Origin of the sequence: Blattabacterium sp. (Cryptocercus kyebangensis) (assembly GCF_003226855.1) — a bacterium.
Taxonomy (GTDB): Bacteria; Bacteroidota; Bacteroidia; order Flavobacteriales; family Blattabacteriaceae; genus Blattabacterium.
In genome coordinates this window covers 533,105-546,074 of the sequence record NZ_CP029820.1, presented here as the reverse complement: position 1 = coordinate 546,074, position 12,970 = coordinate 533,105, and the positions used below count along the sequence as shown (strand labels likewise).

The 12,970-nt window shown below is 25.2% G+C and carries 12 protein-coding genes and 1 tRNA gene; 5 read left to right on the top strand and 8 right to left on the bottom strand.

Features of this window, described 5'->3' with window-relative positions:
• Nucleotides 1-72: 72 nt before the first annotated feature.
• Both gldE and mutY read right to left on the bottom strand, forming a co-directional pair.
• A complete protein-coding gene (gldE, locus tag DM815_RS02715; protein WP_110509203.1) occupies nucleotides 73-1,392 on the bottom strand; it encodes a gliding motility-associated protein GldE in 1,320 nt (439 codons plus the stop codon).
• Nucleotides 1,393-1,476: 84 nt separating this feature from the next.
• Nucleotides 1,477-2,529, bottom strand: a complete 1,053-nt coding sequence (mutY, locus tag DM815_RS02710; protein WP_110509201.1) for an A/G-specific adenine glycosylase — start codon at nucleotides 2,527-2,529, stop codon at nucleotides 1,477-1,479.
• A gap of 82 nt (nucleotides 2,530-2,611) precedes the next feature.
• On the opposite strand from mutY, the gene DM815_RS02705 reads away from it, so the two are divergent.
• The 3 genes from DM815_RS02705 to DM815_RS02695 all read left to right on the top strand — a co-directional run bounded on the left by DM815_RS02705 (nucleotide 2,612) and on the right by DM815_RS02695 (nucleotide 4,754).
• Nucleotides 2,612-2,941, top strand: coding sequence for an HU family DNA-binding protein (locus DM815_RS02705; RefSeq protein ID WP_110509199.1), 330 nt, complete (start codon nucleotides 2,612-2,614; stop codon nucleotides 2,939-2,941).
• A 163-nt stretch (nucleotides 2,942-3,104) separates the two neighbouring features.
• Nucleotides 3,105-4,646 (top strand): Rne/Rng family ribonuclease, encoded by a 1,542-nt coding sequence (locus tag DM815_RS02700; RefSeq protein WP_110509197.1) that lies wholly within the window; start codon nucleotides 3,105-3,107, stop codon nucleotides 4,644-4,646.
• Nucleotides 4,647-4,671: 25 nt separating this feature from the next.
• A tRNA-Leu gene (locus DM815_RS02695) sits at nucleotides 4,672-4,754 on the top strand.
• A 20-nt stretch (nucleotides 4,755-4,774) separates the two neighbouring features.
• Here the strand turns inward: DM815_RS02695 and DM815_RS02690 are convergent.
• The 3 genes from DM815_RS02690 to fabD all read right to left on the bottom strand — a co-directional run bounded on the left by DM815_RS02690 (nucleotide 4,775) and on the right by fabD (nucleotide 7,926).
• A complete protein-coding gene (locus DM815_RS02690) occupies nucleotides 4,775-6,031 on the bottom strand; it encodes a citrate synthase (protein ID WP_110509195.1) in 1,257 nt (418 codons plus the stop codon).
• 81 nt (nucleotides 6,032-6,112) lie between these two features.
• Nucleotides 6,113-7,063 (bottom strand): GYDIA family GHMP kinase, encoded by a 951-nt coding sequence (locus DM815_RS02685; protein ID WP_110509193.1) that lies wholly within the window; start codon nucleotides 7,061-7,063, stop codon nucleotides 6,113-6,115.
• Nucleotides 7,060-7,926 (bottom strand): ACP S-malonyltransferase, encoded by an 867-nt coding sequence (gene fabD, locus DM815_RS02680; RefSeq protein ID WP_110509192.1) that lies wholly within the window; start codon nucleotides 7,924-7,926, stop codon nucleotides 7,060-7,062. The genes DM815_RS02685 and fabD overlap by 4 nt, the downstream gene beginning before the upstream one ends.
• A gap of 43 nt (nucleotides 7,927-7,969) precedes the next feature.
• Here fabD and DM815_RS02675 point away from each other — a divergent pair, with 43 nt between their 5' ends.
• Complete coding sequence (locus tag DM815_RS02675) at nucleotides 7,970-8,731, top strand: TatD family hydrolase (protein WP_110509190.1); 762 nt, start codon at nucleotides 7,970-7,972, stop codon at nucleotides 8,729-8,731.
• A gap of 12 nt (nucleotides 8,732-8,743) precedes the next feature.
• Here the strand turns inward: DM815_RS02675 and fumC are convergent, their stop codons facing one another.
• Nucleotides 8,744-10,129 (bottom strand): class II fumarate hydratase, encoded by a 1,386-nt coding sequence (gene fumC, locus DM815_RS02670; protein ID WP_110509445.1) that lies wholly within the window; start codon nucleotides 10,127-10,129, stop codon nucleotides 8,744-8,746.
• 201 nt (nucleotides 10,130-10,330) lie between these two features.
• Between fumC and DM815_RS02665 the strand changes: the two genes are divergently transcribed.
• Nucleotides 10,331-10,633: an FtsB family cell division protein gene (locus DM815_RS02665; protein WP_110509443.1), complete on the top strand. Its 303-nt coding sequence runs from the start codon at nucleotides 10,331-10,333 to the stop codon at nucleotides 10,631-10,633.
• On the opposite strand, the gene mnmG is transcribed toward DM815_RS02665, so the two are convergent.
• Both mnmG and ybeY read right to left on the bottom strand, forming a co-directional pair.
• Complete coding sequence (gene mnmG, locus DM815_RS02660; RefSeq protein WP_110509188.1) at nucleotides 10,630-12,507, bottom strand: tRNA uridine-5-carboxymethylaminomethyl(34) synthesis enzyme MnmG; 1,878 nt, start codon at nucleotides 12,505-12,507, stop codon at nucleotides 10,630-10,632. The two genes, DM815_RS02665 and mnmG, sit on opposite strands and share 4 nt — an antisense overlap.
• 7 nt (nucleotides 12,508-12,514) lie before the next feature.
• Entirely contained in the window at nucleotides 12,515-12,940 is a 426-nt protein-coding gene (gene ybeY, locus DM815_RS02655; RefSeq protein ID WP_110509186.1) for an rRNA maturation RNase YbeY, read from the bottom strand.
• Nucleotides 12,941-12,970: the final 30 nt, after the last annotated feature.

The following is a 12,970-nucleotide window of genomic DNA, read 5'->3' as shown; positions in this document are numbered from 1 at the left end:
AAAGAAAAAAAATTATATCGTTCATGATCTTATTATATAAATTTAATTCTAAATATCATATATATAATAAAATCATTTATTTTTTTTTCTTATTACTTCTATACTCTTTATTCTTTTATTATCTATCCTCCTTATAAGGAAAGAATAATTTAAAAAATTAATTTTTTGTTTTTGTTTTGGAAATTCTTTATTTATTTCCATAATAAAACCACCCAAAGTATCTGCATCTCCTTTTTTTTTCTCAAAAAAAACTTCTTCTTTAATTTTCATAATACGGTAAAAATCAATTAAAGAAGTTTTCCCATCAAATAAATAATTATTTTGATTTAATTTGGAATAAGAGAGAACCTCTTCATCATATTCATCAATAATATCTCCTACTATTTCTTCAATAACATCTTCAAGAGTAACTAATCCACAAGTTCCACCATATTCATCAACTACAATTGCTAAATGTATTTTTATTTTTTTAAAATCATTCAAAAGATCATCTATTTTTTTATTTTCTGGAACAAAAAAAGGAGTATGAATTAATTTAATCCATTCAAATTCCTTTTCATGAATAAAAGGAAGTAGATCTTTAGCAAAAAGAACTCCTTCTATATCATCAATGCTATCTTTGTAAACGGGGATTCTAGAATATCCCTGATTACGAACTAATTCTAAAATATTAGAAAATAATGTTTTTTTATTCAAAGCAAACATATCTATTCTGGGAGTCATAATTTGATGTGTTTCCGTATTTCCAAAATCAACAATTCTTTGCAAGAATTGACATTCTTTAACATTTTTTTGATTTGAAGATGCAATTTTTAAAGCTTTTGAAAGTTGATCTACGGATATTCTATTCTTTTTTTTTTTCATTCTTTTCTCTATGAATCTGGAAACTAAAATCATAATTTTACTGATAGGACCCAATATTTTACTAAGGTAAATTAGTGTTTGAGACATCAAAATAGCAAAACGAAAATTATTTTTTCTAGCATATATTTTTGGAATTATTTCCCCAAATAAAAGTAAAATAAAAGTTAAAAGAATTACTTCTAATAAAAAGTTAATAGGGATTTTATGAAAAAAACTATCTGTAAAGTATTTTGTTATTAAATATGAACTTAATATGACTATTCCAATATTAGAAAAATTGTTAGATATAAGTATAGTAGCTAAAAGTTTTTTTCTATTTTTCAGGATTTTTAATACTTTATCTCCTCTATAGCGATTTTTTCTTATTTCCCTATCAATAGTTTTTTTCTCAAGACAAAAAAATGCAGTTTCTGATCCAGATATAAGGGCAGAAAATAATAATAAGATTATTATTAATACAAAATAAAGAACTATTTGAAGATATAAAGTGCTTTCTAAAAAAATATTCGTCAAGGATTCCCTTCCCAATATATTGAATTTTTAAGTTTTAGAAAAGAAAATAATGATGATGAACAAAAAATTGGATTTTTATTTAATCAAAGATAAAAAAAACTAAATCATTTTTTCATTTTTAAAAAACAAAGTAATAGGACTAGGAAATGGATATTCACAAATTTTTTCATGTGAAATAAAAAAAAATTTATTTAAATTTTTTTTTATTTGAATAGGTTTCATAATCTTACAATTCAAGAATTGAATAGATAAAATTTGATTATTTATTTTATTTTTTACTTTATAAATGATATTATCAGAAAATATTTTATATTTTTTCCAAATTTTATCTCTTATTTCGAAAAGGGGAAGATTTTTTTCTGATTCTATTAAAGGAAATTCATAAAGGCCCTTCCATATATCTTTATTTAATCTCTTATTAATGCAAAATTTTTTACTATTATTACATATGAAAACATAATAAAAAAATCTATTTCTTATAGATTTTTTTATTATGTTTTTAACCGGTAATTCATATACAGTTCCATTTTTAAATGAAAAACAATAAATTTTTATAGGGCATAATAGGCATTTAACCCTTTTTGGGGTACATAAAGTAGCCCCTAAATCCATGATAGCTTGATTGAAAATACCTGGATTTTTCTTATCCATCATTTTTAAAATGAAAGTTCGTAATATTTTTTTCGTAAATACTGATATAATATTATTATATATACCTAGATATCTAGAAAATACCCTATAAAAATTTCCATCTATAGCTGGAACTACTTCATCGAAACATATAGAAGCTATAGCCGCTCCAGTATATGGGCCTATTCCTTTATATTTAATGAGTTCTTGGTATTTTTTTGGAAAAAACCCAATTGGTTTTTCTCTTAATTTTTTTGCAAAAGAATGTAAATTTATAGCTCTTTTGTAATAACCTAATCCTTCCCATTCTTTTAATACTTCTTTTTCTTCAGCTTGAGCAAGCTTTTCTAAATTAGGAAATTTTTTTATAAAATTCGAATAATACTTTATAGCTTGTGAAACTTTTGTTTGTTGCAACATAAACTCTGAAACCAATATATAATATGGATTTTTATTTTCTCTCCAAGGAAGTTTTCTATGATTATTTTTATACCAATTTATTATTTTTTTGGAAAAATCCATGTATATCTAATTTTAGAGCAATTTTATAAAAAATTGGTATATTTAAGAAACCGAATTTTGGATATTATTAGAAGGATTAAAAATGACAAAAGCAGATATAATAACAGAAATCATATCAGAAATTGGATCTGAAAGAATTGACACAAAAAAGGTTATAGAAACATTTATGAAAAAAATAAAAGAAAGCCTTACATCTGGAAAGAATGTTTATTTAAGAGGATTTGGATCATTTATTATTAAATATAGAGCTAAAAAACTAGGACGTCATATATCTAAGGATATATCTATTGTAATTCCTGCGCATAATATACCAGCATTTAAACCTGCAAAATCATTTACTGAATTAGTAAAGAAAAACGTTTCTATTATTAAAAATAATAGTATGTCTAAAAATAAATCAAAAACGATTTAAAATTATTATGCCAAACGGAAAAAAAAGAAAAAGACGAAAAATAGCAACCCATAAAAGAAAAAAAAGAAATAGGAAAAATAGGCATAAGAAAAAAAAATAAAAATTTGATCATCTTTATCAAAATCTATTATAATTTATAAATTTTTTTTCCTTGTTTTTGTGTATGATTAAAGAATTAGTTATAAATGCAGAAGAACAAGAAGTTAAAATAGCCCTTTTGGAAGAAGGAAAGTTGTTGGAACTTCATCAAGAAAATTACAATAAAAAACTATCTGTAGGAGATATATACTTAGGAATAGTTAAAAAAATTTCATATGCATTAAATGCAGCTATTATTGATATAGGTTATTCAAAAGGAGCTTTTTTACATTATGATGATCTTGGATTTCAAATAGAAAAAATGTTAGAATTGATCACCATAAATCAAAAAAAATTTTTTTTAACCAATTCATATACTTTTTTTTTAAAAAAAAAAGGAGATCAAAGTTCTATAGAAAAAATATTATATCCCGGACAAAAGATTTTGGTTCAAATATCGAAAGAACCAATTTCTAATAAAGGACCAAAATTAACGGCAAAAATTTGTATTCCTGGAAGGAATTTGGTATTAATTCCTTTTTCGGAAAAAGTTTCTATTTCTCATAAAATAAAAAATGTAAAGGAAAAAAATAGATTAATTTTATACATGCAAAAAATAAAACCAAAAGAATTTGGAATAATTATTCGTACAGTCGCATGTTTTAAAATAGAAAATATTTTAAAAAAAGAACTTTTTATTTTGATAAAAAAATGGAAAAAAATATTAAGTAATTTGATAAAATTACCTCCAGTTAAAGTTTTAAGTGAAAGTAATAAAACTTCTTGTTTATTAAGAGATACATTTAATGATGATTTTAAATCGATTTATTGTAATAATAGTCTTCTCTGTCAAGAAATTCATTCTTATTTATCTTTTATTTCTCCAGAAAAAACCAGTATTATTAAATATTATAAGGGAAATATACCCATATTTGAAAAATATGGAATTGAAAAACAAATACAAACTTTTTTAGGGAAAAACGTTCCTCTCGGAAATGGTGCTTATCTTGTAATTGAACATACTGAAGCTTTACATGTTATAGATGTTAATAGTGGAATGATTAATCATATTAAAAAAAATTGTACAGACTCAGAAAGAGTGGATCATATATTGCAAGTAAATCTTTTAGCTGCAACAGAAATTGCTAGACAACTTAGATTAAGAGATATGGGAGGAATAATTGTTGTGGATTTTATAGATATGTCTGAACCTTGTCAAAAAAAAAAATTGTACGAACATATAAAAGAAAAAATGAAAAACGATCGAGCTACACACCAAATATTACCTCCAAATGAATTTGGGTTAGTTCAATTCACTCGTCATAGAGTAAGACCTGAATTAAAATATAATGAAAAATATCAAGAATTAGAATCTCCTATAATTTATATTCATAATCTAGAATTTATCTTAGAAAAGATTATGAAAAATAAATTTCATAAAGGAATACAATTACATATACATTCTTTTGTAGAAGCTTATCTTAAAAAAGGATTTCCTTCTATTCAACAAAAATGGTTTTTTAAATATAAAAAATGGATTAAAATTATTCCTAGAAATTCATTTAAATACACGGAATATCAAATTTTAAATAAAAATAAGGAAATCGTATCCTCTTCATTTATTTAATAAAAATTTCTATTAATTTTATAATGTGGGCGTGGTGGAATTGGTAGACACGTCAGACTTAGGATCTGATGCCCATCAGGCATAAGGGTTCGAGTCCCTTCGCCCGCACATCATACACAAAATGTGTTTTAATATATATTTCTTTTTTTATATCCTATATAAATTTGTCTAGGTCTCCCTATAGGTTCTCGATTTAATCTCATTTCTTTCCAATGAGCCATCCATCCAGGTAATCTTCCCAAAGCAAACATAACCGTGAACATGTTTTTTGGAATTCCTATCGCTTGATAAATAATTCCTGAGTAAAAATCTATATTTGGATATAGTTTTTTTTCTATAAAATATGGATCTCGAATAGCGATTTCTTCAAGTTCCTTTGCTAATTCTAAAATTGGATCATCAATTCCTAATTCACAAATAATATTTTCGGCTACTTTTTTTACTATTTTTGCTCTAGGATCAAAATTTTTATAAATTCTATGTCCGAAACCCATCAATCGAAACGGATCTTTTTTATCTTTTGCTTTATCCACCCATTTTTTTATATTTCCACCACTTTTCAAAATATTTTCTAACATTTCAATAACCGCCTGATTAGCTCCTCCATGTAACCTACCCCAAAGAGCACTAATTCCAGCGGATATAGATGAAAATAATCCTACATATGCAGAACCTAACAAACGTACCGTAGTAGTGGAACAATTCTGTTCATGATCTGCATGTAATATTAAAAGTTTATCTAAAGCATCTGTAATAATTGGATTTGTTTGATAACATTTTTTTGGTATGGAAAAAAACATATTTAAAATATTGGAAGTATAATATAAATCCTTATCGGAATAAGATGGAGGAAGACCTACTTTTTTTCTATAAGTTAATGCTGCTAATACAGGAAGTTTTGCTAAAAGATGTAAATACATATCTTCCTCTTTTAGATTAATACAATCTGTGAATGCAGTAAGAATACACGTTAAAGACGATAATATTCCCATAGGATGATAGAATACAGGAAATTTATCCAGTATTTGATAAATTTTATGATTAATTGAATTGAATTCTTTTATTCTTTCAGAAAAAGATTTTAATTGTGCAGTATTAGGAAGTTCACCATTTAAAAGAAGATAACTAGTTTCTATAAATGAACATTTATTAATAATTTGTTCAACAGGATAACCTCTATATAATAGAACTCCTTTTTCTCCATCTATGAAACTGATAGAACTTTTAACAATTCCTGTATTTTTAAATCCTGGATCAAATGTAATAAATCCTGTATTTTCTCTAAGTTTAGATATATTAATAGCTTTTTCTTCATAAAAAGTTCCATAAACTACTGGAAGTTTATAATTACATCCATTAATATCAAAATTAACAATACTGCACATAATAAATAAATTTTGAATAAAATATAAATAATTTTTACAATTAAATATTGAAATAAGAGATCCTTTATTCTATATTAATTATCAAAAAATCATTTCATCAAATGAAAGAATAGTATGAAATCCTTTTTTTGAAAAATATTTTTTCATCCCCTTTCTGGAACTTATTAAAACAAAATCCCCACCCCAAGTTCCTAAACTTTTTACTATACCTAAATAGTCCGGAAAATAATTTTCTTTTACAGTAGGAAGATCAAGTATTCCGGATATAATACTTTCATGTTTAAGTAATAATATTTCAAATTCTTTCAAAGTTTTACAAAATAGAATTTTTTTAGTTATGGAAGAAATAGAATCGATATTTTTTCTAGATATGTTTTTTTTTGAACGAAAAAATCGGATTCCTTCAAAAGTATTTTGTTTTTTATTAAGATGTAGAAAAAAAAGTTTGTCTTTAAATGGAGGATTAAAATCTATAGGAATAACATGAGGTTTTTTATTTTCTAATTTATAAATTATTGGTTTTGAATTAGATACGCATGCTATATCATATCCACTTCCTAGAAATTTTTTTTCTAATAACATATAAGGATCTATTCTAGCCCATTTAGCTATATTATTAATTAAAGTAGAACTACTTCCTAACCCCCAATTTCTAGGAAATTCTAATTTCGTTTTTACATAAAAAATTCCAAATGAATTTTTAAGAAAATTTTTTTGAATTTTTCTAGATTCCAACAATAAATTTCTTAATCTAATAGCTGTTTTCTTTTCTGTATCATAACAAATATCTAAAGAAGGAAGTTGAAAAAATACTTCAAACCATGGTTTATCTATTTCATCAAAACTCTTCCAATGTAATCCAGAAGATACAGAACAATTATTATCATAAAATATAGTAAATGATTGTCCTTTTACGGTAGGTAAAGCTAAACCATAAGCTCCATATAAAATAAAATATTCTCCCGTTAATAACAATTTTCCATGACTATAAAAAAAATGTTTATATTGACGCATAATATTAATAAAAATCATTTTTTATAAATTTTATTGAAAATTTTTTTCGTTATTCCTTGTAAAATATTTCCTGGGCCTATTTCTTTAAAGGAAATAGCACCATTAGAAATCATATTTTCCACCAATTGTTTCCATTTTACGGGAGATGTTAATTGTTCTATGATATTTTTTTTTATATCGTTAGATTTTATAACTGATTTAGCCGTTACATTTTGATATATTGGGCATTTAGAATCTTTAAATGAAATTTTTTCTATAAATTTCGATAATTTTTTTTTAGCTGGTTCCATAACAGGAGAATGAAAAGCTCCATTAACAGGAAGTCTTAATATTTTCTTAGCACCTATCTTTTTTAAAGATAAGCAAACTCTTTTTAAAGCTCTTTCTTCTCCAGAAATTACCAATTGTCCAGGACTATTATAATTAGAAGGAACAATAATTCCATTATCTTCTTTACAAACTTTCTCTATAATATGATCTTCTAATCCTAATATTACGGCCATCCCTCCATGTATAGATTCACATATTTCTTGCATAAGAGAGGCTCTTTTAGCTACTAAAATCAATCCATCTTCAAAAGAAAATACATTAATAGATGCTAAAGCGGATAGTTCTCCAAGAGAATGTCCAGCTACCATATCCGGATTAAAATTGTCTAAAATTTTTGCTTGTATTACTGAATGTATATAAACAGCCAGTTGTGTATATTTAGTTTTTTTTAGAACTTCCATAGAACCATCAAACATAATATTTGTCATACGAAAACCCAAAATATCATCGGATAATTGAAACAATTTTTTTGCTAAATTAGAAGTATTGTATAAATTTTTTCCCATCCCCATAAATTGAGAACCTTGACCCGGAAATATATAAGCTTTCATACAGAATAAAATTTTTAATTTAAACAAAATTAATAATGTTTATATGAAAATAACTGATACTCATACTCATTTATATATGGAACAATTTGATAAAGATAGAGATGTTGTCATAAAAAAAGCAATTCATAACAGAATACATAAGCTTTATATTCCTTCTATAGATCGTACAACAATTCCAAAAATATTAAAATTAGAGAAAAAATATCCAAATATTTGTTTTCCCATGATAGGATTACACCCTAGTAAAGTAAATCCGGATAATTTAGAAAAAGAATTAAATAGTATTAAAAAATGGTTAGATCAACATTCTTTCATTTCTGTAGGGGAAATTGGAATAGATTTACACTTAGAAAAAAAATTTTTTCTTGAACAAAAATATGCATTTCAAACTCAAATACAATATGCAAAAATAAAAAAATTACCTATAGTTATACACTGTAGAAAGGCTTTTGACCCAGTTTTTGATATTTTAAAAAAATATCATCCTATTACAGGAATTTTTCATTGTTTTTCTGGGACCTTAGAACAAGCAAAAAAAATTATTAATTTTGGGTTAAAACTAGGAATTGGAGGAATGATTACTTTTAAAAATAATAATATTAGTTCATTTTTACATAAAATTAATTTAAAAAATATAGTGTTAGAAACAGATTCTCCATTTTTATCTCCCTATCCTTTTAGAGGAAAAAGAAATGAACCTGTTTACTTAAAAATAATTTTGAAAAAAATTTCAAAATTATATTCTATTTCAGAAGAAAAAATAGCAAATATCATCGAAATAAACGTAAAGGAAATATTTTCATAATTATGATAATATTTATACCATTTTTTCCGGTCTTACTAATTTATCAAATTCATCATTTGTCAAATATCCTAATCGAATAGCTTCCTCTTTTAAAGTACTATTATTTTCATAAGCTTTTTTTGAAATTTTTGCGGATTTTTCGTATCCAATAGAAGTATTAAGTGCTGTTATTAACATTAAAGATCTATCTAATAATTCTTGAATTTTTGTATAATTGGGTGTAATTCCTTTTACACAAAGATTAGAAAAAGAACTACAAGAATCAGAAATAAGTTGTGCAGATTGCAAAAAATTATAGGCTATTAATGGTTTAGAAACGTTTAACTCATAATTTCCTGATGCTCCTGCTATTGAAATCGATAAATCATTTCCTATTACTTGTGTACAAACCATCATGAGAGATTCACATTGGGTTGGATTTATTTTTCCAGGCATAATAGAAGATCCAGGTTCATTTTCAGGAATATGAATTTCTCCTATTCCTGAACGAGGACCCGAAGATAAAAATCGAATATCATTTGCTATCTTCATCAAAGAAACGGAGATTTGTTTGAGAGAAGAATGAGATTCCACAATAGAATCATGGGATGCTATTGCTTCAAATTTATTATTTGCTACTTTAAATGGAAGTCCAGTGTATTTGCAAATAAAATCAGTTACTTTTATATCGTAACCTTTAGGAGTATTTAAACCTGTTCCAACAGCTGTTCCTCCAATAGCCAATTCAGAAAGATGATCTAAAGTTTTTTTAATAGAATTTAATCCATGATCTATTTGAGAAACATAACCGGAAAATTCCTGTCCTAAAGTTATAGGAATAGCATCCATAAGATGAGTTCTCCCTATTTTAATCACATTTTTAAATGATTTTGTCTTTTTTTCCAATATATTACGTAGAATTTCTATAGAAGGAATCGTCTTTTCTATCAATTTTTTATAGGATGCAATATTCATTGCTGTAGAATAGGTATCATTAGATGATTGAGACATATTTACATCATCATTTGGATGTATAAAAGACTTACTTTTTCCAAGAGTTCCTCCCATTAAAACATGAGATCTATTAGATATGACTTCATTTATATTCATATTAGTATGTGTTCCAGATCCTGTTTGCCATATAACTAAAGGAAATTGATCATCTAATTTTCCTTCCATAATCTCTTCACAAACCAAAGTAATTAAATCTCTTTTTTTTTTAGACAAAATTCCAAATTCAAAATTGGCATATGCAGCTGCTTTCTTTAAAAGAGCAAAGGCATGTATAATTTCTATAGGCATAGATCCTTCTATTCCAATTCTAAAATTATTTCTTGATCTTTCTGTTTGAGCACCCCAATATTTATCCATAGGAACTTGTACCAATCCCAATGTATCTCTTTCGGTTCTAAAAATCATTTTTCTTTTTTTTACGAAATTAATAAAAAATTTTATTAATTTAATAATTATATTCATTATGATTATGATAATCAAATTTATAGGATTTTTATTTTTTATACTCATAACAATATCTGGATTCTGGTGCATTCTTTTTTTATTTTTTTTGAGTGTATACTGGACCATAATTATAGGAGTAAACACTATAAAAAATTGGAAAAAATGAAAAAAAAATCCATAATCCAGAAAATATTTAGAACTAAATATTTTTGGATCAGTTTGTTTTTTTTTATATGGATGTCCTTTTTTGATACCAATTCTTTGATATTACATTGGAAGTTAAAAAAAACTATAAATAAAATGATATTGGATAGAAATTTTTTAAAAAAAAAAATTTTTTTGGAAGGGAATCATCTGAAAAAGTTAAATAAAGATCCTAAATATTTGGAAAAAATAGCTAGGGAAAAATTCTATATGAAAAAAGAGGATGAAGATTTATTTGTTCTATCTAAAGCTAAAAATTAACGCCCCATATAGACTAATAAAACACTTAAATCCGAAGGAGAAACTCCACTAATTCTTGAAGCTTGTGCAAAGGATACCGGACGATGATAAGTTAATTTTTCCTTAGCCTCTATAGATAAAGATGGAATCCTTTCATAATCAAAATTATTTGGAATTCGAATATTTTCTAGTTTCAATAATTTCTTAGCATTTTCTTTTTCCCGTTCGATATATCCTCTATATTTAATTCGAATAGAAACTTGCTCTAATATTTCTTGTTGATTAAGATTATTTATTTCTATCTCTTTTTTTAAAAAAGGGATAGAAATAATATCTTCTATATTGATTTCCGAACGAGATAAAATCGCATCTATTTTTTTTTCCTGATATACAATAGGAGATTTTTTCCTATTTAGAATAGGATTAAGTATTTCTGGATTTAGATTAATCTTATTAAATAAAGAAATACATTTTTCAACTTGAAATCTTTTTTTATCTACTAATTTCATTCTTTTTTCTGAAATCAATCCAATTTTATATCCCATAGGAGTTAATCTTTCGTCCGCATTATCTTGACGTAATAACATTCTATATTCAGCTCTTGAAGTAAACATTCTATAGGGCTCTTCTGTTCCTTTTGTAATCAAATCATCTATTAATACTCCAATATAAGCTTGATTTCTTTTAAGAATGAATGGCTCCTTTTCATGAATTTTTAAATGAGCATTAATTCCAGCGATTAATCCTTGCGCAGCTGCTTCTTCATACCCTGTAGTTCCATTAATTTGTCCGGCAAAAAAAAGATTTTTTATGAACTTACTTTCCAAAGTAAGTTTTAATTGTATTGGAGGAAAATAATCATATTCAATAGCATATCCAGGTCTTAACATTTTTGCATTTTCAAATCCTGAAATTTTTCTTAGAGCTTGGTATTGTTTTTCTTCTGGTAAAGAAGTAGAAAATCCATTTATATATACTTCTACTGTATTCCATCCTTCTGGTTCTACAAAAATATGATGCTTTTTTTTATCGGAAAATCTATAAATTTTTTCTTCAATAGAAGGACAGTATCTAGGGCTAATACCTTGAATAGCTCCTGTAAAAATAGGAGAATATTTCAAATTTTTTTTAATAAAATCATGAATTTCTTCATTTGTGTAAGAAATATGACATTTACATTGTTTTTTTAATTTCATTGTTTTTAAAAAAGAAAATTTTTTAGGAAAAATATCTCCATTTTGATCTTTCATTTTTTTGTAATTCAAAGAACGTCCATCTACTCTTGGAGAAGTTCCAGTTTTCATTCTACCATGTTGAAATCCGAAATATTTAGTTAATTGTTCTGTTATTCCTCTAACTTCTTTTTCCGATATTCTACCTCCATTTATCTTTTTTTTCCCAATATGAATTTTTCCATTTAAAAAAGTTCCATTTGTAAGTATGACCGATTTCCCCATAATTTTTATTCCAAAAGATGTTATCACCCCTTTAACCGTAGCATCTTTACTTACAATTAAAGAAGTTACCGTATCTTGATACAGATCTAATTGATGATTTTTTTCTAAAAAAAATCTCCAATTATGAGAAAATAATTTTCTATCACATTGTGCTCTAGGACTCCACATAGCAGGTCCTTTAGACATATTCAACATTCTAAATTGAATCATACTATAATCGGAAATTATCCCTGAATAACCTCCTAAAGCATCTATTTCTCTTATTATTTGTCCTTTAGCTATTCCTCCTATAGCTGGATTGCATGACATTTGACCAATTGTTTGTAAATTACTTGTAATTAGCAAAGTTTTTGATCCCATTTTAGAAGAGGCTGAAGCCGCTTCTGCTCCTGCATGTCCTCCTCCAACAATAATAATATCATATGTATTTAAAAACATAATTTTTTTACTGAAATAAAATTAAATAAAACTCTTCTTTTTTTCTCATTAATTTTTTACTTTTCTTTTTTTGATCATCATATCCCAAAAAATGTAATATAGCATGGATCATAACACGTTTTAATTCAACTTTAAAAAGTTGATTCCATTGTTTAGAATTCTCTAAAACTCTATCTATGCTAATAAATATATCTCCTGATATATACTTTTCTTTTTTTTTTTCATCAAATCCTGAAAAAGATATGACATCTGTATAATAATTTTTTCGAAGAAATTTTTTATTTATATTTAAAATATAATTATCACTACAAAAAATATAATTAATATCTCCAATATTTTTTCCTTCATTTTTTAATATAATACAAATAGATTGAATAAATATAGATTCATTTTGAATAGAAAAGTTAGAAACTTCGTAAAAAAAATTTATCATAACGTATGAAAAAATAAAATAAAATATTAT

Bases quoted from the DNA above. Each gene is read 5' to 3' on its own strand.
- fumC (WP_110509445.1), bottom strand. From the start codon at position 10,129: ATGATTTTTAGAACCGAAAGAGATACATTGGGATTGGTACAAGTTCCT.
- ybeY (WP_110509186.1), bottom strand. From the start codon at position 12,940: ATGATAAATTTTTTTTACGAAGTTTCTAACTTTTCTATTCAAAATGAA.
- DM815_RS02685 (WP_110509193.1), bottom strand. From the start codon at position 7,063: ATGATTTTTATTAATATTATGCGTCAATATAAACATTTTTTTTATAGT.
- mnmG (WP_110509188.1), bottom strand. From the start codon at position 12,507: ATGTTTTTAAATACATATGATATTATTATTGTTGGAGGAGGACATGCA.
- DM815_RS02675 (WP_110509190.1), top strand. From the start codon at position 7,970: ATGAAAATAACTGATACTCATACTCATTTATATATGGAACAATTTGAT.
- fabD (WP_110509192.1), bottom strand. From the start codon at position 7,926: ATGAAAGCTTATATATTTCCGGGTCAAGGTTCTCAATTTATGGGGATG.
- DM815_RS02665 (WP_110509443.1), top strand. From the start codon at position 10,331: ATGAAAAAAAAATCCATAATCCAGAAAATATTTAGAACTAAATATTTT.
- mutY (WP_110509201.1), bottom strand. From the start codon at position 2,529: ATGGATTTTTCCAAAAAAATAATAAATTGGTATAAAAATAATCATAGA.
- DM815_RS02690 (WP_110509195.1), bottom strand. From the start codon at position 6,031: ATGTGCAGTATTGTTAATTTTGATATTAATGGATGTAATTATAAACTT.
- DM815_RS02705 (WP_110509199.1), top strand. From the start codon at position 2,612: ATGACAAAAGCAGATATAATAACAGAAATCATATCAGAAATTGGATCT.
- DM815_RS02700 (WP_110509197.1), top strand. From the start codon at position 3,105: ATGATTAAAGAATTAGTTATAAATGCAGAAGAACAAGAAGTTAAAATA.